The sequence below is a fragment of the Kitasatospora sp. GP82 genome (assembly GCF_029892105.1).
Lineage (GTDB): Bacteria > Actinomycetota > Actinomycetes > Streptomycetales > Streptomycetaceae > Kitasatospora.
This window is the reverse complement of record NZ_JARZAJ010000012.1, coordinates 102,425-121,439: the sequence shown is the minus strand read 5'-3', so window position 1 is coordinate 121,439 and position 19,015 is coordinate 102,425. Positions and strand designations below refer to the sequence as shown.

The following is a 19,015-nucleotide window of genomic DNA, read 5'->3' as shown; positions in this document are numbered from 1 at the left end:
ACCCAAGCGAACACTCACCGTGTCAGCTTGACTACTTTTGGCTACACCCGTCAGCATCACCCGGAGGCGGCCGATTCCACCGATCGGCCCTCCTGCGGGGCTGGCCGGGCCTTAGCCTCGGGAACGACGGCACGGGGTACAGAACGGACGGGGGGTACGGGGTGACGAGCGAGGCGTCCCAACCGCCACCGATGGCGTGGCGGTACTGCGGCAACCAGATCAAGCTGTGGCGCACCCGGGCAGGCGTGACCCGCGAGGAGCTGGGCAAGGCCGCCAACTACGAGTACGAGACCATCAGGTCGATGGAACAAGGGCGGCGTCGGCCGACGCTGCGGCTGCTGGAGATCGCGGACGAGCTGTGTGGGGCGCACGGGCTGCTGGTCGCGGCGACGGACTATCTGAGGCCGGAGAAGTTCCCGTCATTCTCCCTGGACTTCATGCGGTACGAGGCGGAGGCCACCGTGCTCAACTCGTACCAGAACCAGCTCATCCCGGGCCTGCTCCAGACGGAAGCGACGGCGAGAGCGCTTCTCAACGCGCACTGGCCACCGTTCGATGACGAGACCGTCGAGGAGCGAGTCGCGGCCCGGTTGGCGCGCCAATCCCTGCTGAAGACGCAGACCAAATCGTTCAACTTCGTGATCGACGAGGCCGCGCTGCTCCGCCCTATCGGCAACGCAGAGACGCATATTCAGCAGCTTCGCCATCTGCGGACAGCCGGAGAACCTCGCCACGTAACCGTCCAGGTCGTGCCGGCCACGGGTGCCCACCCCGGAGTCAACGGTTCGTTCGTCCTGCTGGAGACGCCTGAGCATGACCGCCTTGCCTACGAGGAAGGACAGGCGATGGGCGCGCTCTACGCGGACCCTGAGAAGGTAAGCATGTTGACCCAGCGCCATACAATGATCCTCCGACAGGCTCTCAGCCCCGAGGAGTCGGCGCAGTTCATCAGCAAGTTGGCGGAGGAACTATGAGCACCGAGCTGGAGTGGTTCAAGTCCAGCTACAGCGGCACCGGGGGCGGCAACTGCATCGAGGTCGCCGTCTCCTGGCACAAGTCCAGCTACAGCGGCACCGAGGGCGGCGACTGCATCGAGGTCGCCGCCTGCGCCGACACCGTCCACGTCCGGGACTCGAAGGACAAGAGCGGCCCGCAGCTGGCCTTCACACCCACCGCCTGGGCGGAGTTCGTCGCATACGCCGCCCGCCAGAACGGCGCATAGCCCCCGCAGACCGCGGATTCCCGACGGCGAGACGCGAGTGCACCAGGCTGCCGCAGAGGGAGCCCGCCTGCCTCGCACTGACCGCTGTCACTCCTCAGGACTGACCGCCGCCCGTGCCCGATACTCCAGCCGTAGATCGCGATGGTCTGGATCGGTATCGTCGCCATGTGCCTGAACTGATCGCACCCACCACCTACTTGCACTCCGCCTGGCTTGAGGCGCATCACGAGTGGGGTCCCGGCCTCCACGAGGACGGATTCGGACTGGATCCGTCCGACGAGGTCGACTCACCGGAAGGGTTCGCGGCCTGGGTGGCGCTGCTGGCTGACGAGTCGGGCTCGAAAGCGGTTGAGACCGGCCGGGGTTGTACATACCGATGGATCGTCGAGGGCAACCGAGTGCACGGCGGGATCGCACTGCGGCACGGGCTCAACGACTACGTGCTGCAGTTTGGCCACATCGGCTACGGTATCCGGCCGTCTTCACGTCGACACGGGCTGGCCACCTGGGCGCTGGGCCGGATACTCGACGAGGCGCGGGCGCTCGGCCTGGACCGGGTGCTGATCGTCTGCGAAGTCGACAACCTTGCCTCGGTGAAGACAGTCGAGCACCACGGCGGCGTCCTCGAAGGCGTCCGGGACAGCGAACACGGCCCCGTGCGGCGGTACTGGATCAAAATCTAGTGTGATGCGCCGCAAATCACCGGGTAAGTTGCCACCCTTTTTGGGTGTCGCATCCTGGGCCTTCTGCCGTGGTGATCTCGCTGTCCGAGGGCGAGCGTGCCGAGTTGGTGCGTCGGGCGAGGTCGTGGGACCGGAGAGCGGCCGAGCGGGCCCGGATCATTCCGGCGTGCGCTGACGGCATGTCGAATGCCGCTGCCGCACGGCATGTTGACGTCCAGGCGAAGACGGTGTCCAAGTGGCGTCGCAAGTTCGCTGTTGAGCGATTGGCCGGGCTGCAGGATGCGGGCCGTATCGGTCGCCCGAAGGCCGACCTGGTCCTGAGCGGGGCCGAACGGGGCCAGTTGATGCGCTGGGCCAGGCGGGCGGCGAAGACCGCGCAGTACCTCGCGCTGCGGGCCAGGATCGTTGTGACTCCGACTTTCAGTTTGCGAGTCCTCCGATGCCTGATGCCGCTGCTGGGCGGGTGCCGAAGATCCGGTCGGTGCTGCCTGGGGAACGTGCTTCCGAGGTCGAGGGCCATGTGATGCGGGGCCAGGGGCGTCGGAGCACTCTCGTCGCTCTGAGCGCTTCGGACTTGTAGTTAGCGAGTTGCTCCGACCGTTAGTTTGCGAGCCGAGGAGTGCTCCGGTTACTGATGGTGACGTTCTCGATAGCCTGGCCCCTGGTCCATACCCGGACGATCTGGATGCCATGACTGAAGATACGGTCCTTCCATGCCGCTATCAGCAGAAGCCTCGCCCTCCCCGCTCTCGCCCCCTGTGCCTGCGGACGATCTCGACCATGCCGTCCAACTCGCCGTCGCCATCCTCCGCAAGGCGCCTTCGTCGGCCTGGGAGGGCAAAGCCGGTTCGCTGGAGTGGGACTGCTGGGAGACGGTCGAGCACCTGAGCGATGATCTCTTCGCATACGCTGTCCAACTGGGCCCCAGGACACCGCCCTTGGACGGTGACGTGCCCTTCGTGTGGGAGAGCCGGCGGCCCGGGGGACCCGCAAACGCGGTTCACGCGGACCGTGCGGCGGGGCCGGACGGCCTGCTGCAGGTGCTGGAGGCGAGTGGCGCCCTGCTGGTCGCCATGGTGCGCACGACGCCGTCGCGGGTCCGTGCCTTCCACTGCTATGGCGTGTCGGACCCGGAAGGCTTCGCCGCGATGGGGGTCGTGGAGACGCTGGTGCATACCCACGATCTGGCCGAGGGGCTCGGACTCGCCTGGGCCCCGCCGGCCGATCTGTGTTCGCGGGTGCTCGCCCGGCTATTTCCGGACGCCCCGCAGACCACGGATCCCTGGACCACCCTGCTGTGGGCCACCGGACGCGCCGAATTGCCGGGGCGCCCCCGTCTGACCACATGGCGCTGGGATGGCACGCCCCGGACATAGATCTCGGGTGCTGCGACTGGGGACCTTTTCTGGGGTGCCAGTGGGTTGCAGACAAATGTCCAGCAGGTCGGACGCGTGGCGGTCCAGCTCGGTCAGGATGACCCAGTAGGGGGATCGGGGGCCTGCCCTCCCCAGGTGTCGGCGTACTACCTGCGGTGCGGAGGTGCGTACGGACAGACGTGCAGAGCTGATGTGTTTGCGCAGGAGGCGGTAGTAGAGCTCCGACTCGGGGACCCGCAAGGCGAAGCCGCCCTGCTGCATCGCCGCCGCGAACAGCGAGTTGGGGCTGTGGCGCTCACCGGGCCCCCAGGCCGGGGCATACTCGCCCAATTCCCGCCTTTGCCACACCTGGACGATCCAGGACGCGATCAGGTGTTCCATCTGCCCGAACGTCAGCACCGCGTCCGCCTCCGGATCGGTTCCGCGGTCGGCGACGTCGGTGCCGGTGAATCCGAGAAGGTGCTCAAAAAGCAGCGTTTTGAATGCGGAGAACGCGCGTTCGACGGCGTATTTGTCGGTCGGGCGAAGGACCCGGGCTGGCAGGATGTTGCGGCCCAACTCGCGTTCGGCCGCGACCAGTTCGTGGTTCCTGTAGGAGCTGCCGTGGTCGGTGGTGACCGTCTCCGGGGTGAAGAACGGCAGGGCCGCGACGTCGTGGCCGGCGAACTCGGCGACGATCTCGGCCGGGACACCCGGATAGGGCCAGGCCATGTCCTCGCCCCAGCCCTCGCGCATCGGCAGGGGCAGCATCACGTCCCGCAGCAGCATCGCGATGTCCACCGACTGGTCCGCCTTCGGAGTGAGCCGGAACACCGGGACCGTGTGCGTGAACAGGTCGATGCCGATCGTCAGGGTCGCGCTGACCGCCTCACCGAACACGGACTCGCGCAGTTTGACCGGAAGCGGAGTCGAGTCCAGGGCAATGACCTGCCCGGGCCGGTGGACCACGACACGGGCCTGAACGTCGGCCTGCGCTGCCGCGTCCGCCGACCGCAGGTAGCGCTGCCTGCCGCCCTCCGGGCCGAACCACTCCGCCCAGACCGCCGCCAGGGTGTCCCAGCAGGGCACCTTCTCCGGCGGGAAGTCGGGGAACTTCTCGCTGATGTACTGGTGCACCAGGCGATGCTTCGCGCTCATGCTGATCCGCGAGCGGCCCGCGCACTCCTTGCGGACCGCGAAGATCGCCTCGCGGACCTCCTCGGTGATGCTGCGTCGTCCGACCCGCCGCCGCACCCAACGGCCGTCCGCGCAGGCCAGCACCAGATCCTGCGGCGGAACCGTCGACAGGCTCTGAAGCGTGCGAAGCCCGAGACCGCAGAGCCCCAGCATCGCCGCCTGAAGTTCCACCCTGCGGCTGGACACTCTCCGTCTACGCCGCGAGGGTGTGACCTTGCTGGTGCCGCTGGCGGATCTCGAGTGGCGTGAGGTAGCCCCACTTGGGGTGCTTGCGCAGGCGCCTGCGGTTGTAGAAGGTCTCGATGAACGCGAAGACCTCCCGCGGGCGGTGGCGCGGTCCGGCCAGACCCGGGTGCCGATCTCCTCTTTCAGTATGGCGAAGAAGCTCTCGGCGGCGGCGTTATCGTAACAGGAGCCCACTCGCCCCATCGACTGCCTCATGCCCAACTTGACTATTTCACTGCGGAATTCACTCGATGTGTATTCCCCAGGTTCAACCAGTCGTTGCAACACCGGTTTCGCGAAGGCGGACAACGAGCTTCCGAACCCCTCGATGAAGTCCTTCCACCCGAAGACCGCGGGTGCGCGACTCTACGCCAATGTCCTGGAGCGCACGCTTCAGGGGAAGTGAGCAGGTGAGGACGGGGGCCTGAGTACCTGTACTCAGGCCCCCGATGTCGTGCCGCGAAAGAGTGGATACATGACAAGCAGTAAAGTTGCCCGATGTGTGAAGGGCGTTGCCGTGTCGGCCGTGGCCGCCCATGTGGCTTACTGGATCTGGGCGTCCCTGAGGCAGTGGGGGTTGGACGTGAGCGCCGACCATGGGGACGTGATGTTCGCCGGGTCCGCCCAGTTGATGCTGGCCGTGCTCGCGGGGGTGACGGCGATGCCGGTACTGCTGTGGACGGGGATGCGTGCATTGCGAGAACAGGGCAACCACCTGTTGCTGACCGTCGGTTCGGGGCTCTGGTTCGTCATCGGGGGCCATGTGGTCGAGACGAACGTCAGCACGGTGGGCACCGAGGTTTTCCTGGTCCTGTTCGCCCTTGTCTGCGGACTGCTGTCCCTCGTCCGCGTACCGAAGAGGTGAGTTGCCGACAGGACGGCATTGTCACGTTGGCCGACGACCATAGGATTATCTTGTAATTGATCGCGCTGAGAGGGTCTTTGGGTCGTCCGCGCCGTCATCCTGCAAGGGCCACCGCAACCCGGCGGAGGTCATCTCGCACTGAGAGGTTTTCATCTTCAAAGTTGCAGGCCACAGGGTCTGGCGTGGGGCGGGGGCGGGCCCAACACCTGGACACCGACCCCCAGCCCTTAACTTCGCGGCATTGGACAACCACCTGCTACCGGTCACGCGCACGACCGGCTGCCGGGTTGGCTGTGAGTGCTGTGCCGGCGGCGTCGAGGATGTTGCCGAAGACGTGGGCGATGACGGGTTTGGCGAGTACGCGGGTGATGGTCGCGCCGAAGGGGAAGCGGACCTGGAAAGTGGTCGTCCAGACGACTTCGGTGCCCCCGGCGACCTCGGCGAAGGTCATGCGGCCGAGCTCGTGCCGGGCCGGCGGGAAGCTGCGTTCGACGGTGTAGTCGAAGTCGTACGGCGGGTTGTAGGCGGTGATCCGTTCACGGAACCAGCCGATCGCCCACGTGTGCAGCCGGACGGCGCCCACTCCGTACGGCGCGCCCGAGCCCGGCCGGGCCAGCCGTGCCCTGAGGATGAACGGGGAACAGGTGTAGTTGGTGGTCGTGGCGCACCAGTCGAATACGTCGGCGATCGGCGCTGCGATGACGCGTCGCACGGTCAAGGTCTCCATATTTCGTCCCTTCTCCTGGCCGGAGGTGGCGCGGAACGACGACCGCGCCCAACTGGTAGACCGGCACGCAGGCGGAACTGTGACGCCCATCGTCAGTGATGCACGTCACGCCGCGAACTTGGGGTGCGAGTCCCCCGACGAAACCTCACACCACCTCTGTGACCCACAACTTCAAGGTAGAACGACTCCTTTGCTCAGTGCGTCGTCGTCGTCGGTGTCGATGTCGATGTCGATGTCGATGTCGGGAGCAGACTGGCCAGGGGGTTGTCGTAGGTCTTGCCGGGCATGCAGCTGGGGGCGGGGCTCTTCATGAGACCGGCCTCCAGCTCACGGAAGCCGTTGGCCGGGTCGGCCTTGGCGTAGGGGAGGTAGATGAAGAGTTGCAGGTCGGCCGGGATGGCGCTGGGGCGGATGGTGAGGACGGTCTTGCGACCTTCCGAATCGATGTCCCAGCCGTAGTACGCCACCCGGTCCTGGCCTGTTGACGTGAGCCCCGCAATGTCCGGCGGGTAGGTGGGCCGCTTCGGCTCGGGGGCGTGGCAGTCGGGCTCGCCGGCGTAGACGTGGCTGCGGACACCGAACCGGTCCAGGTCACGCTGCAGTTGGGGCGCGTCGACCTGCTTGGCCGGGTCGAGGACGGTGAGCCTGACGAGGTCGTCGCTGCTGCTCTGCAGGGTGTACGCCGCGTTGATGATACTGCCCGGCGACTGGCTCCCGGCGGCGGCAACGCCCGGGGTGGGCGCGACGGGGCGACCAGTCACAGCGGCAAGAGCGACCCCGGCCACGGCGGCGGCCAGCCCCACCGGGAGCACCACACGCAGAGTCAGGGTCCGCCGTTTGGCCGCGCGCTGGGAGTTCTCGGTCACGGTGTCCATCAGGTGTTCCTTCAGCAGGAGGTGGCGGCGCAGGGAGAGCTCCGGGTCGGCCGCGGCCGGCAGCAGCCGGGCCAGTTCCTCCCGCTCGGCCTGCTGGGACCGGTGCCGGGGGGTGGCGTTCATCGGATCGTCTCCTTGGTCGACCGGACCGCGAGTCCGCGGTCACCTGCTATCTGTCCGTCGGTGTCCGTGCGTTGCATACTTCTTGTGGAGCAAGTCGCAGCCAGTTCCTTCGCGGTGAGTTCCCGCAACCGGCTGCGGGCGCGCGACAGCCGGGAGCGGACCGTCCCGACCGGCTTGCCAAGTGCCTCGGCGACGGCCGCGTGGTCCAGGCCCTCCCACACACACAGCGCGAACACCTCCCGCTCGGCCGGGCGCAGCTGCTCCAGCGCGGCCCTCGCGGCGGCGAGCTGCTCGGCGTCGGCGATACGGCCGGTCAGCTCGGCGGCGAAGTCGGGCGCGACATCGCGCGGCGGCAGCTTGGCGAGCGCCTTCTGATGACGGCGTGCGGCCCGGCGGGTGTTGCGGATGACGTTGGTGGCGATGCCCAGCAGCCAGGGCCGCAGGCTCTCCCCCTCGGGTTCGACCCGCGCGCGCAGGCGCCATGCCTCCAGAAAAGTCAGTGAGACCACGTCCTCGGCGACGGCCCAGTCCCCGGTCATCCGGATGGCATGCCGGTACACCGCGCGGGCGTGATCCTCGAAGACCTGCCCGAACGCCACCGAATCCCCGGCCCGTACCCGAGCGCGTATCGATTTCTCCACACCCATGCCTGTCCGGCCGCGTCCCACCGTTGCCGTGATCCACACCACATGCGGCTACTGCTCAGAACCGGCGGTGGCACACCGGGCAGCGCGCCACGTGCTCCTCCTCGGGGTCCAGCCAAGATGCCTGCAAAAGGGGCCATGACGTGATCTTGGACTTCTGACCGGCTTCCTCGCCCCCGGCCTGCGCTCATCTACCACTGCCCCGTGTTGCTCGTCCTGGGTACGGCGGTTTTGATCTTCGCCCCGAGCCGGGAGTGTGAACATGCCCGCGCGGGCGGGCATCGCTCGTATCTGGCATCGGGTCGTAGGGCTTCGGGATGACGTCGATCGAGCGGACCGCGTACCCGCGGTTCAAGCGGCTGATCACCGCGCGTGAACTGCATCTGTTCTTCTCGCCGGGCCGGGAGGAGGTGGAGTGGGCGGTGGCCCGGACGGACTCCGACGAGCACCAGCTCGCGCTGCTGGTCCTGCTGAAGTCCTATCAGCGGATGGGGTGCTTCCCGCGGTGGGAGGAGGTCCCGGAGCTGGTGGTCGACTTCGTACGGCGGGCCGTGGAGCTGCCGGATGATGTGGTGGCCGGCTACGGCGCGGAGAAGACCGCGAAGAACCACCGGTCGCTGGTGCGCCAGCGGGTCGGGGTGATGTACGACGCCGGGCGGGCCCGCACGGTGGCCGAGGAGGCGATCCGGGCGGAGGCCGCGTCGAAGAACAACCCGGCGGACCTGATCAACGTGGCCCTGGAGCAGCTGGTGCGGGCTGGCCTGGAGCTTCCGGCGTTCTCCACGCTGGACCGGATGGCGATGAGCATCCGTTCCGAGGTGAACGGCGACATCTTCGCCCGGGTCGCCGGGAGGATCGGGCCAGATGACCGCGCTGGGCTGCTGCGGCTGGTGACGGTGCTGGGGCTGGACCGCAAGACGGTGTTCAACGAGCTGAAGCAGTCCGCTCAGCGGGCGACCTGGTCGAACATGAAGAAGCTCGCCGAGCACCGGAAGTGGGTGGATGGGCTGGGCGACACCGAGGCGTGGCTGGAGGGCCTGGCGGCGGCGAAGATCGCGGACTTCGCCGGTGAGGCCGAGGCGGCGGACGCGGGCGTGCTCCAGGACTATGCGGAGACCAAGCGGATCACGCTGATCGCGTGCCTGGTCCACAAGGCCCGGATGCGGGTGCGCGACGACCTGACGACGATGTTCACCAAGCGGGTGGCCATCAAGTCGAAGCGGGCGCGCACCGAGCTGGAGGAGATCCGCAGTCAGCAGCAGGCGATCGTGGAGGGCCTGGTCGCCAACTACCGGACCCTGTTGCGGCAGGTCGACACCGACGGGCCCGCTCAGACGGCGCGGGCGAAGGCCGGCGCGCTGACCAAGGAGACCCTGGACGCGCTGGAGGGCCTGGACGAGGAGTCGGGGGCCTCGGAGGTGAACCGGCGCCTCAAGCGCCGGGTCGCGGCGGCGTTCCTCAAGCTGGCCGAGGGGCTGATGGTGCAGTCCAACGGCCTGTTCAGCGTGACGTCGGCGGTGGACGGCTTCGGCGGGTTCGGCGCCCAGTACGAGCAGATCGAGAAGGTCTCCGCCCACCACGGCGACAACTGGGAGGTGCTGCTGCACGGGCATCTGAAGGCGGACCGGGCGGTGATGCTGAACCTGCTGGAGAGCCTGGACCTGGTGGCCACCAGCGAGGACAGCCGGGTGCTGGACGCCTTCCGGCACCTGCTGAGGTTCCGCAGTTCACGCGACTACATACCCATGCGGGGCCAGGACGACGAGGGCAAGGACACCGGGGTGGTGGACATCCGCTTCGCCACCCAGAACTGGCAGAAGATCGTCCGAGACCGGACCCGGCCCACCTCGTACGTGCGCCGGCACTTCGAGGCGATGGTGTTCTTCAACCTCGCCGAGGAGCTGCGGTGCGGCGACGTCGCGGTCACCGGCTCGGAGGAGTACGCCGACTGGAGCCAGCAGCTGCTGGAGTGGCCGCAAGTGGAGGCCGCGCTGCCGGAGTACCTGGTGGAGGTCGGCTTCCGGGAACCTGGCGACGAGCGGCCGTTCGACGCGGCGGCCTTCGTCGCCCAACTCCGCGAGCGGCTCACGGCGGCCGCGGCCGCCGCCGATTCCGGCTACCCGGAGAACGAGGGCCTGGTCATCGACCCGAAGACCGGGGTGCCGACGCTGGAGAGGTACCGGGCGGATGAGCGGCGTCCGAGTGCGGTGAAGCTGGAGCAGACGATCAAGGCCCGGTTGCCCGAGCGGTCGCTGCTGGGGGTGCTGGCCCGTACCGCGTACTGGATCGAGTGGTGGCGGCGCTTCGGGCCGGCCTCCGGGCACGACCCCAAGCTCAAGGACGCCTTCGGCCGGTACGTCATCACGACCTTCGTCAACGGCATCAACATGGGCCCCTACGAGGCGGCCCGGCACATCAATGGGGTCAGCGGGCACGAGCTGTCCGCCACGGCCAACCGGCACTTCTCCATCGCCAAGCTCAACCAGGCGATCACCGACGTGGTCAACGCTCACGCCCAGCTCGACATGTCCCGGGCATGGGGCGATGGAACGGCGGTGGCTGCCGACGGCACCCACATGGACACCTACCTGAACAACCTGGTCGCCGAGACCTCGGTGCGCTACGGCCGGCCCGGCGGCATCGCCTACCACCACATCGCCGACACCTACATCGCGCTGTTCACCCACTTCATCCCCTGCGGGGTCTGGGAGGCGGTCTACATCATCGAGGGGCTGCTGAAGAACGAGTCGGAGATCCAGCCGACCACGATCCACGCAGATACGCAGGGCCAGAGCTACCCGGTGTTCAGTTTGGCCCATTTGTTAGGGTTTGAGCTGATGCCGAGGATCAGGAACTGGAAGGATCTGGTGTTCTTCCGCCCGACCAAGCAGACCTCCTACGTGCACATCGACTCCCTGTTCGGCGAGGCCGGCCGCAACGTCATCGACTGGGACCTCATCGAGCAGCACTTCAAGGACCTCATGCGGGTGGCCCTGTCGGTGCGGGGCGGCAAGGTCTCCTCCGTCCTCCTGCTGCGGCGTCTGCGCTCCGGGTCGCGCAAGAACGCCCACTACGCGGCGTTCCGTGAGGTCGGGCGGGTGATCCGCACTGTCCAGCTGCTGCGGTACCTGACGGACCCTCAGATGCGTCGGCGGGTGACGGCCGCGACCAACAAGGTCGAGTCGTACAACGGGTTCTCCGAGTGGGTGCGCTTCGGTAATCGGGGCGTCATCAGCGAAAACGACCCCGTCGAGCAGGAGAAGGCGGTGAAGTTCAACGCCCTGCTCACCAACTGCCTGATCTTCCACAACACCCTCGACATCGCCGAGGCGGTGCGCGAGCTGCAGGCCGAGGGTTGGAAGGTCGACCCGGAGGACCTGGCGGAGGTCTCGCCTTACCTGACCGAGAAGATCATGCGGTTCGGCGAGTACTCCACCCATGAGCTCGACGTGCCGCCGGAGGCGTACGAGCCACACCTGGACGTCGACTTCGCCAAACTCGACCACCAGGATCAGCCTGAGGCGGCACCGGTTTCCTGAGCTGGATCAGGCACGGATTCCGTGTTGATCGTTCTTCCCCCTGCTGCTGCAGGTCCTTGTCGCACCTGAGGGGGCGGCCAAGTTCAGCCAGGAGGATGGGCGTGGGGTGACACGGCGGTCGAATGCCGTCGATTCGGGTCGATGCGGGCTCGTATGGTGGTGGGGCGGCCGAAGCCAGTTGCGATGGCTTCGGCCGCCCCACGCGGTGTTCTGCTCGTGTCACTGCCCCACCCGGGTCAGGCGAGCCTGCCGCGCAGCCACCAGGCGCTGAAGCCAACCAGGCCGGCAGTGAGCGCAAGGAAGATCGCTGTCTCGGACCACTGGAAAGCCCAGTAACGGTCGGCGGGCTGGTAGGAGACCGTAACGTGCAGGTCGGCGTTGGCAAGGCAGGCGTCGTGAGCGGCCGCGTCCGAGACCGTCGCACAGGGCTGGGTCGCCATGGTGAGCGCTTGACCGGACGAGGTCCTGACCGGTTCGGCCCCGGAAAGGACCCAGGCGCCGGGTACGTTCAGATCCGCCACGAACGGGGCAGCAGGTGTTCGGTTCGTGAACCCGATGAGCGACGCGGACTTCATCGCCTCGGAGGTGAGCGCCACGTCCCCGCGGACGGGCGACTCCAGGTGCGGCCGAACCGCCAGCGGCACAAGGATCTGGACGGCGGCGAAGACCGCCAGCGTGGCCGCCATCGCGGGCACGCTGCGCCGGATCAGCAGGCCGACACACGTTCCGAGGGCCACCGCGAAAGCGGCGTAGCTGAGCGGGACGACGCCTCGGGCGCTAAAGAGCAGCGGGGTAAAGCGGTTGTTGTTGATCCGGTCGAGCGGGCTCGCGAACCAGGACACCAGCAGGCTGAGCAGTCCGGTGGTGACCGCGGCGGCCAGGCCGATGAACACGAGCTTGACCGCGAGCCAGCGGGTGCGGGTGATGCTCTGGTTCCAGATCAGCCGGTGCGTGCCCGTCTCCAGCTCGCGGGCGATCAGCGGCGCGCCCCAGAAGGCCCCGATCAGGCCCGGTACCAGGAGTACCAGGCCGGTGCCGAGGTAGTACGGGAAGCGGTACTGGGTGGTCAGCTGGGACACCGGCGAGCAGCCGCCGTTCGGGCAGCCGGCCAGGGCGCTGTTGTAGGCGTTGTGCAGTTGGAAGCCGCTGATCAGCAGGTATGCCGTGACAGCGGACAGGGCGGCCAAGGCCACCAGCAACTGCATTCGGAATTGGCGCCAGGTCAGCCAGGTCATCGCTGCGTCTCCAGCACGGGTCGGTGGTCGGCGCCGGTGTCCCGGGCCCGGGTCATGTAGGACAGGACGAGGTCCTCCAAGGCGAGCGGCTCCATCACCCAGGACGGATCGTCGACGGCCGTGTCGGCGCGCACGACGAAGGTGCTCTGCCGGTCGGTGTGGTCGGCCTGGACGACCTGCATGCCCGCGGGCAGCGTGTCGGCCTCGCGGCGGGCCGTGGTCAGCCGGAAGTGGGTGGCCAGCAGGTCGTCGATCTCGCCGACCGCCTGGACCCGGGAGGCGGCCAGGACGATCAGGTGGTCGCAGACCCGCTCCAGATCCGAGACGAGGTGCGAGGAGAGCACGACGGTCGCCTCGGTCTCGGCCACGAACTCCATCAGGCTCTGCAGGAACCCGCGCCGGGCCAGGGGGTCAAGCGCCGCGACGGGTTCGTCGAGCAGCAACAGGTCCGGGCGCTTGGCCACAGCAAGGGTCAGCGCCAGTTGAGCCCGCTGCCCGCCGGAGAGCCGGCCGGCCCGCTGCGCGGGGTCGAGGCCCAGCTGCTGGATCCGGCGCTCGGCCAGAGCGGCGTCCCAACGGGGGTTGAGCTTGGCGCCCAGGCACAGATGGTCTGCGATCGACAGCGCGGCGTAGGTGGGCGTGTCCTGGGCGACGAAGCCGACCCGGGCCATCTGCGCGGTGCTGGACGCGGGGCGTTCGCCGAGGACTTCGATGCTGCCGGAGGTCGGGGTGAGCATGCCGCAGGCCAGCTGCAGCAGGGTCGACTTGCCCGCACCGTTCGGGCCGACCAGCCCGACGACCCGCCCCGCTGGCACGCTCAGCGTGCAGTCGGACAGCGCCTGACGTCGGCCATAGCGTTTGCCAAGCCCTCTTGCTTCGATGATCGCGGTCATTTCTCCTCTTCGGTGGAACTGCGAAAGGTGTTGAGGAACAGGGCCTCGATGCTCTCCTCGTCCAGTCCGGCGCCACGGGCCCTGGCGAGCCAGCGCTGCAACTCCTGACGCAACGGCTCGTGCTCGGATCGCGGCATGTCGCCGAGCGTGCCGGTGACAAACGTGCCGACCCCGGGCTTGGGGGAGACCAGGCCCTCGTTCTCCAGCTGCCGGTAAGCCTTGAGCACGGTGTTGGGGTTGATCGCGACCTTGGCCGCGACGTCCTTGACCTTCGGCAGGCGATCCCCCTCCGACAGCAAACCCAGCCGCAGGGCCTGGCGTACCTGGTGGACCAACTGCATGTAAGGCGCGACACCGGACCGGGCCTCGATGTGAAACTCGATCACCGTAACCTCATTTATCTAGCTTCCTAGCACTATAGAACTAGGAAACTGATGCCATGTCAAGCGGAGTGATCGACAGCTCGCTGGGCACATGGGCGGCCTATGGAGGGTCGCCGCCACCGCGTTCGACCACTCCCGCAAACGATCCTTTCCGGGAGGAAGATCGGGAAGGGGTGCAGGGGTCGCCCCCGGAGGCCCGATCGGTTCCCAGAACTCGTTCTCACGCAAGTGGCCACGAGACCCTGTTCTGGGAATGGTTTGTGAGAAAATTTCGGGCGTGACGGACCCTCAGAACATCTCCGGAAGCGACGCGGACGACGTCGAGCGCCAAAACTGCCCGCGCTGCGGCGTCCAGCCCGGTTCGCCCTGCCGCTCACGCTCGGGCGCGGTCGCCGGGATCTACCACACCGGCCGCTTCAAGAAGGTGGCCCGGCTCGCCAAGCTGCTGCGGGTGCCGACCCCCGCCGACCGCGGCCCCGGCCAGCCTTGGCGACCCGGCACCCCGCCGCCGGTCGCGCCCGAGACCGGCACCCCGGGCGCGGACATCCGCATCGGATACGCGCGGTGCAGCCACCTCACTCAGGAGCTGCAGTCGCAGCTGGACGCGCTCAGCGCGCACGGCATCCCCCGGGACAAGATCTTCTCCGAGAAGATCAGCACCCGCATCCGGGTCCGCCCCCAGTTCGAGGCCGCCCTCACCCTGGCCCGGGAGATCAAGGCGCACGCCCCGCACTGCCGCGTGCTGTTCACCGTCTACGAGATGAAGCGGCTTGGCCGCGACGCCGCCGAACTCACTGCGCTGGCCGACCACCTGACCGCCCACGGCCTGGTCCTGGAGATGCTGGCCGGCCCGCTGCCTGGCATCTACGACCCGTCCGGTCCGGGCCGGATGCTGTTCGGGTTCTTCGCCGCCATGGCCGAGACCGAGCGCGAGAGCATCCGCGAAGCCACCCTCGAAGGACTCGACGCCGCCGCCCGCAAGGGCAAGCACGGCGGCCGGCCGACCGTCATCACCGACGACATGCTGCACACCGTGCTGCGGCGCCGGGCAGCGGGCGAGTCCGTCGAGCAGATCCGCCCCGACCTAATCATCCCCACCGGCAAGCGCAAGGGCCAGAACCCCGGCCTCGCCAGCATCTACCGCGCGCTCGCCGAGCACGAGAAAGCCCAGACGTACCCCGAAGCCATCGAGCAGGCTCACGCCGACTTCGCAGCCCTGCCTACCGAAGAGATCCCCCATCCCCGGCCCGCCACAGCGCGCCACCCCGCCAACTGAGGCACCTCTACCGGACCCGTCACCCCACCAAGATCACGTCATGGCCCCTTTTGCAGGCATCTTGGCTGGACCCCTCCTCGGCCCCGGTGATGAACGCGATGCCGATGCCGACGGCCTCCAGCCGGTGGCGCCACCACCGGCGGTTCGTGGTCTTGCACGCCTTCGGGCGTTCTCCGAACTACTGCCGGGCATCGCGCTGGGCCGCGAAGACCTCCCGCCAGTGCTCGGCGGCCCGGACCAGGTCCTGGCCGACGTGGCCGAGGAACTGCCCCATGTCCGCCAGCCGGGCACCTGCGGGGGTATCGGCACCGAGGAGCCCGGCTCCGTCCCCGGCGGCGTCGGCGAGCACGGCGTTCAGCCGGGCGCTGGCCAGCATGGCCCGGAACCAGACGTCCTCGTCGATGACGTACCGGTCGCGCCGCTCCCGGGTGTCGCGCTCGCGCCGGATCAGCTCCTGCCCCTCCAGGTAACCGACGGCCTTGGAGATCGAGGCCGGGCTGACCCGCAGCCGCTGGGCCAGCTCGGCGGCGGTGAGGCTGCCGGTGTCGCAGGTGTACAGGCAGGCGAGCACGCCGGCCATCATCCGGGGGATGCCGGTGGCGACCAGCAGTTCGGTGAACCGCTCGGCGAAGTCCTGCACCGTCGCGGGGTCGCGCCCGAAGGAGTCGGCGGCCGGGGCGGGTGCGGCCGGGGGCGGGGCCTGCCTGCTGCGACGGGCGCGGCGCTCGGTGGCGTGGTGCGCCCGCTCTGCCCGGTAGTCGGTGGGGCCGCCGTTGCGCATCACCTCGCGGGTGACGGTCGAGGTGGGGCGCTCCAGGCGCTTGGCGATCTCGGTGTAGGAGAGATCCTCGGCCAGGCCGGTGGCGATCTGCCTGCGGTCCTGCTGGGTCAGCCTGCCTCCAGGCACGGTGTCCTCCTCCTGCTGCGTTCACGTCCACATCATTGCAACACATCGGCAGCAGTTTTTGCATTCATCGGCATTCTCATTGCAACAATTTCGCGCCTTCTACCTGCAGTAATGCGAGTCAGAGCATTCAGTCAATTGAGGTTTTCCTGAACGCAACATAGCCTTTCTCATGTCGCGAAGGACGCGGCGAGAGGGCAGAGGAGTTCGAGATGACCATCACCCAGATCCTGGACCGCGCGGTGACCGAGCAGGGCTACCCGGGCATGGTGGCCGAGGTCCGCGACGGCGCGCAGCGGTGGTTCGGCTCGGCCGGCGTGGCCGAGCTCGGCACCGGCCGGGAGCGGCTGGCCGGGGAGCAGTTCCGGGTCGGCAGCATCACCAAGACCTTCACCGCCACCGTGGTGCTCCAGCTGGCGGCCGAGTACGTGCTGAGCCTGGAGGACACGGTGGAGAAGTGGCTGCCGGGCCTGGTGCAGGGCAACGGCCACGACGGCAGCCGGATCACCATCCGGCACCTGCTCAGCCACAGCAGCGGGCTGTTCGCGTTCACCCTGGACAAGGACATTCTCCGGCGCTACGCGAGCCCGGAGCTGCTGGCACACCGCTTCGACCGGTGGACCCCGGAGGAGCTGGTGAGGATCTCGCTCGCCCACCCGGCCGACTTCGAGCCGGGCAAGGGCTTCGCGTACTCCAACACCAACTTCGTCATCCGGGGATGATCATCGAGCGGGCGACGGGCATGTCCTACGCCGACGTGGTCGAGCTGCGGATCATCCGCCCGCTCAAGCTCACCGGGACGTACGCAACAGGCCGCGAGACCCGGTTCCGGGGCCCGCACGTGCACAGCTACTCCCGGCTGACGCTGCCCGAGTCCGACGCCCCGTCCCACGACGTCACCGAGCTGGACGCCACCTACGGCTTCGCGACCGGCGAGCTGGTTTCCACCACCGGCGACCTCAGCACCTTCCTCGGCGCGCTGCTGGGCGGCCGGCTGCTGCCGCCCGCGCAGCTGGACGAGATGCTCACCATGACCCCCGTCCCGGACGGCACGTGGCTGGACGGCTACAGCTACGGCCTGGGCCTCTCCTCCTTCGAACTGCCCTGCGGCACCACGGTCTTCGGTCACGGCGGCATGATCACCGGCAACTGGTCGTACCTGTACGGCACCCGCGACGGTGGCAAGGTGGCCGCCATGAACGTCAACGGCGACTGGGGCTGCCCGCCGCTCGACCTCTTCCCCGAGATGCTCAACGCCGCGTTCACCCCCACTGCCTGACGCATCGTCACCTGTGCGCCCCCGTCAGACGGGCACCCGGACCAGGACGACGGCGCGGACCCGACGTCAACGAGGCGGGCGGCGGCCCCGGTGAGACCGGCGTCCTCGGCCAACTGCCGCCCGCACTCGGCAGCCTCGGGCAGCGCCAGGCCGGCCGCCACCGGCTCGGCGCACACGCCTGGCGGCCGGAACTGCGAAGCCACCAGCCTCCCCCGCCACCCGATCGGGCGAAAACCGACGGTGCACGGCGCGCAGATCCCCCTCCGCCACTAGCGCGACCAGGACCACGTCACGTTCGCTCCGGAGGAGCTCCAGCTGTTCCGGGGTGCCCCGCCATGGATGGACCCGGAGGGCGTGGCGATGGTCGCCGAGGTCACCTCCACCAGGCCGTACCAGGACCGGATCGCCAAGCGCCACTGCTACGCCCGGGCCGCGATCCCGCTCTATCTGCTGATCGACCGTGAGGAGTCCCGGGCCAGCGTCTTCAGCAAGCCCGAAGGGGACGAGTACACCGAAGTGCACCTCGCCCCCTTCGGGAAGCCGCTGGCGCTGCCCGAGCCGTTCGGCTTCGAGCTGGACACCCAGCCGTTCATCTGACCGATCGTCAGCTGCGCGTGGCCATGGCGCGGAGGAAGAAGGTCAGGTTGGCCGGTCGCTCCGCGAGACGGCGCATGAAGTAGCCGTACCACTCCTGCCCGTACGGCAGGTAGACGCGCATGGTGTTGCCCTCGTCGGCGAGGCGCAGCTGCTCCTCCGGGCGGATGCCGAAGAGCATCTGGTACTCGAAGCTGTCCCGGCTGCGGCCGTTCCACTCGGCCAGCTGGCCGGCGATCTTGATCATGTTGGGGTCGTGCGAGGCCACCATCGGGTATCCCTCGCCCGCCATCAGGACCTTGAGCGCGCGGACGTACGCGAGGTCCACCTCGTGCTTGCCCTGGAAGGCGACCGACTCGGGCTCCTTGTAGGCGCCCTTGCAGATGCGCACGCGCGAGCCGGGGCCGGAGAAGTCGCGGCAGTCGGCCTCGGTGCGGCGCAGGTAGGCCTGGAGCACGACGCCCAGCCACGGGAAGTCGGCGCGCAGCTCGCGGGCGATCGACAGGGTGGAGTCGGTGGTGGTGTGGTCCTCCATGTCCAGGGTGACCGTGGTGCCCGCCTCGGCCGCCGCCGCGCAGATCCGCCGGGCGTTCTCCAGCGCGATCTTCTCGCCGTCCACCGGAAGGAACTGGCCGACCGCCGAGAGCTTGACCGAGACCTCGGCGTTGGCGGCGAGGCCGGTCTCCTTGAGGGCGGTGAGCAGGTGCTCGTACGCCTCGGCGGTGTCGGCGGCCTGGCCCGCGTCCTTGGTGTCCTCACCGAGGTGGTCGAGGGTGACCTTGCGGCCGGTGGCGACCAGCTCGTCGGTCGCGGTGACGGCCTGGTCCAGCAGCTCACCGGCGACGAAGCGCTCGACTATCGCGTGGGTGGGCGGGAACTTCTCGACGACGGTGCGCACCTGCGGGGAGCGGGAGGCGGCGAGGAGGGCGGAGCGGAGCATCGGTACTCCTGGAGATGGTTCAGCAGGGGGAGAGTGGCGGGGACGGCGGTTGAGGG

At 68.4% G+C, this 19,015-nt stretch carries 18 protein-coding genes and 1 pseudogene; 11 read left to right on the top strand and 8 right to left on the bottom strand.

Going from position 1 to position 19,015, the window contains the following annotated elements; translation table 11 throughout:
* Positions 1-161 precede the first annotated feature (161 nt).
* The 6 genes from P3T39_RS14790 to P3T39_RS14760 all read left to right on the top strand — a co-directional run bounded on the left by P3T39_RS14790 (position 162) and on the right by P3T39_RS14760 (position 5,547).
* Entirely contained in the window at positions 162-974 is an 813-nt protein-coding gene (locus P3T39_RS14790; RefSeq protein ID WP_280698018.1) for a helix-turn-helix transcriptional regulator, read from the top strand.
* Positions 971-1,222, top strand: coding sequence for a DUF397 domain-containing protein (locus P3T39_RS14785; protein ID WP_280698017.1), 252 nt, complete (start codon positions 971-973; stop codon positions 1,220-1,222). Before P3T39_RS14790 ends, P3T39_RS14785 begins: the two co-directional genes overlap by 4 nt.
* A gap of 167 nt (positions 1,223-1,389) precedes the next feature.
* Positions 1,390-1,905, top strand: a complete 516-nt coding sequence (locus P3T39_RS14780; protein ID WP_280698016.1) for a GNAT family N-acetyltransferase — start codon at positions 1,390-1,392, stop codon at positions 1,903-1,905.
* A gap of 44 nt (positions 1,906-1,949) precedes the next feature.
* Positions 1,950-2,429 (top strand): helix-turn-helix domain-containing protein, encoded by a 480-nt coding sequence (locus tag P3T39_RS14775; RefSeq protein ID WP_348534342.1) that lies wholly within the window; start codon positions 1,950-1,952, stop codon positions 2,427-2,429.
* 189 nt (positions 2,430-2,618) lie between these two features.
* Positions 2,619-3,281 (top strand): hypothetical protein, encoded by a 663-nt coding sequence (locus P3T39_RS14770; protein ID WP_280698015.1) that lies wholly within the window; start codon positions 2,619-2,621, stop codon positions 3,279-3,281.
* 1,984 nt (positions 3,282-5,265) lie between these two features.
* Positions 5,266-5,547 carry a hypothetical protein gene (locus tag P3T39_RS14760; protein ID WP_280698014.1) on the top strand — a complete coding sequence of 94 codons (282 nt, stop codon included), beginning with the start codon at positions 5,266-5,268 and terminating at the stop codon, positions 5,545-5,547.
* Positions 5,548-5,803: 256 nt separating this feature from the next.
* Here P3T39_RS14760 and P3T39_RS14755 read toward each other — a convergent pair whose 3' ends face one another.
* The 3 genes from P3T39_RS14755 to P3T39_RS14745 all read right to left on the bottom strand — a co-directional run bounded on the left by P3T39_RS14755 (position 5,804) and on the right by P3T39_RS14745 (position 7,919).
* Positions 5,804-6,274 (bottom strand): SRPBCC family protein, encoded by a 471-nt coding sequence (locus tag P3T39_RS14755; protein WP_280698013.1) that lies wholly within the window; start codon positions 6,272-6,274, stop codon positions 5,804-5,806.
* Between the two features lie 194 nt (positions 6,275-6,468).
* A complete protein-coding gene (locus P3T39_RS14750; protein WP_280698012.1) occupies positions 6,469-7,272 on the bottom strand; it encodes a hypothetical protein in 804 nt (267 codons plus the stop codon).
* Positions 7,269-7,919, bottom strand: a complete 651-nt coding sequence (locus P3T39_RS14745; protein ID WP_280698011.1) for an RNA polymerase sigma factor — start codon at positions 7,917-7,919, stop codon at positions 7,269-7,271. The genes P3T39_RS14750 and P3T39_RS14745 overlap by 4 nt, the downstream gene beginning before the upstream one ends.
* A 314-nt stretch (positions 7,920-8,233) precedes the next feature.
* Between P3T39_RS14745 and P3T39_RS14740 the strand changes: the two genes are divergently transcribed.
* Positions 8,234-11,455: a Tn3 family transposase gene (locus tag P3T39_RS14740; protein WP_280698010.1), complete on the top strand. Its 3,222-nt coding sequence runs from the start codon at positions 8,234-8,236 to the stop codon at positions 11,453-11,455.
* A gap of 236 nt (positions 11,456-11,691) precedes the next feature.
* On the opposite strand, the gene P3T39_RS14735 is transcribed toward P3T39_RS14740, so the two are convergent.
* From P3T39_RS14735 to P3T39_RS14725, 3 genes are read right to left on the bottom strand one after another with little or no spacing between them, the layout of a single operon-like run.
* Entirely contained in the window at positions 11,692-12,690 is a 999-nt protein-coding gene (locus P3T39_RS14735; RefSeq protein ID WP_280698009.1) for an ABC transporter permease subunit, read from the bottom strand.
* Positions 12,687-13,583 carry an ABC transporter ATP-binding protein gene (locus P3T39_RS14730; RefSeq protein WP_280698008.1) on the bottom strand — a complete coding sequence of 299 codons (897 nt, stop codon included), beginning with the start codon at positions 13,581-13,583 and terminating at the stop codon, positions 12,687-12,689. The genes P3T39_RS14735 and P3T39_RS14730 overlap by 4 nt, the downstream gene beginning before the upstream one ends.
* Positions 13,580-13,969: a GntR family transcriptional regulator gene (locus tag P3T39_RS14725; RefSeq protein ID WP_280698007.1), complete on the bottom strand. Its 390-nt coding sequence runs from the start codon at positions 13,967-13,969 to the stop codon at positions 13,580-13,582. The genes P3T39_RS14730 and P3T39_RS14725 overlap by 4 nt, the downstream gene beginning before the upstream one ends.
* Before the next feature lie 274 nt (positions 13,970-14,243).
* Between P3T39_RS14725 and P3T39_RS14720 the strand changes: the two genes are divergently transcribed.
* Positions 14,244-15,242, top strand: a complete 999-nt coding sequence (locus tag P3T39_RS14720; RefSeq protein WP_280698006.1) for a recombinase family protein — start codon at positions 14,244-14,246, stop codon at positions 15,240-15,242.
* Positions 15,243-15,420: 178 nt separating this feature from the next.
* Here P3T39_RS14720 and P3T39_RS14715 read toward each other — a convergent pair whose 3' ends face one another.
* Positions 15,421-16,149: a helix-turn-helix domain-containing protein gene (locus tag P3T39_RS14715; RefSeq protein ID WP_280698005.1), complete on the bottom strand. Its 729-nt coding sequence runs from the start codon at positions 16,147-16,149 to the stop codon at positions 15,421-15,423.
* A 209-nt stretch (positions 16,150-16,358) separates the two neighbouring features.
* Between P3T39_RS14715 and P3T39_RS14710 the strand changes: the two genes are divergently transcribed.
* From P3T39_RS14710 to P3T39_RS14700, 3 genes and pseudogenes are all read left to right on the top strand, one after another.
* Positions 16,359-16,868: a serine hydrolase domain-containing protein gene (locus tag P3T39_RS14710; RefSeq protein WP_280698004.1), complete on the top strand. Its 510-nt coding sequence runs from the start codon at positions 16,359-16,361 to the stop codon at positions 16,866-16,868.
* A complete protein-coding gene (locus P3T39_RS14705; RefSeq protein ID WP_280698003.1) occupies positions 16,865-17,425 on the top strand; it encodes a serine hydrolase domain-containing protein in 561 nt (186 codons plus the stop codon). The genes P3T39_RS14710 and P3T39_RS14705 overlap by 4 nt, the downstream gene beginning before the upstream one ends.
* 291 nt (positions 17,426-17,716) lie before the next feature.
* Positions 17,717-18,022 (top strand): annotated as a pseudogene (locus tag P3T39_RS14700) (Uma2 family endonuclease); the annotation flags it as partial.
* 7 nt (positions 18,023-18,029) lie between these two features.
* Here the strand turns inward: P3T39_RS14700 and P3T39_RS14695 are convergent.
* Positions 18,030-18,959 carry a proline dehydrogenase family protein gene (locus P3T39_RS14695; protein WP_280698002.1) on the bottom strand — a complete coding sequence of 310 codons (930 nt, stop codon included), beginning with the start codon at positions 18,957-18,959 and terminating at the stop codon, positions 18,030-18,032.
* Between the last annotated feature and the right edge of the window lie 56 nt (positions 18,960-19,015).

Bases quoted from the DNA above. Each gene is read 5' to 3' on its own strand.
- P3T39_RS14735 (WP_280698009.1), bottom strand. From the start codon at position 12,690: ATGACCTGGCTGACCTGGCGCCAATTCCGAATGCAGTTGCTGGTGGCC.
- P3T39_RS14695 (WP_280698002.1), bottom strand. From the start codon at position 18,959: ATGCTCCGCTCCGCCCTCCTCGCCGCCTCCCGCTCCCCGCAGGTGCGC.
- P3T39_RS14730 (WP_280698008.1), bottom strand. From the start codon at position 13,583: ATGACCGCGATCATCGAAGCAAGAGGGCTTGGCAAACGCTATGGCCGA.
- P3T39_RS14755 (WP_280698013.1), bottom strand. From the start codon at position 6,274: ATGGAGACCTTGACCGTGCGACGCGTCATCGCAGCGCCGATCGCCGAC.
- P3T39_RS14705 (WP_280698003.1), top strand. From the start codon at position 16,865: ATGATCATCGAGCGGGCGACGGGCATGTCCTACGCCGACGTGGTCGAG.
- P3T39_RS14770 (WP_280698015.1), top strand. From the start codon at position 2,619: ATGCCGCTATCAGCAGAAGCCTCGCCCTCCCCGCTCTCGCCCCCTGTG.
- P3T39_RS14740 (WP_280698010.1), top strand. From the start codon at position 8,234: ATGACGTCGATCGAGCGGACCGCGTACCCGCGGTTCAAGCGGCTGATC.
- P3T39_RS14785 (WP_280698017.1), top strand. From the start codon at position 971: ATGAGCACCGAGCTGGAGTGGTTCAAGTCCAGCTACAGCGGCACCGGG.
- P3T39_RS14710 (WP_280698004.1), top strand. From the start codon at position 16,359: ATGACCATCACCCAGATCCTGGACCGCGCGGTGACCGAGCAGGGCTAC.
- P3T39_RS14750 (WP_280698012.1), bottom strand. From the start codon at position 7,272: ATGAACGCCACCCCCCGGCACCGGTCCCAGCAGGCCGAGCGGGAGGAA.
- P3T39_RS14745 (WP_280698011.1), bottom strand. From the start codon at position 7,919: ATGGGTGTGGAGAAATCGATACGCGCTCGGGTACGGGCCGGGGATTCG.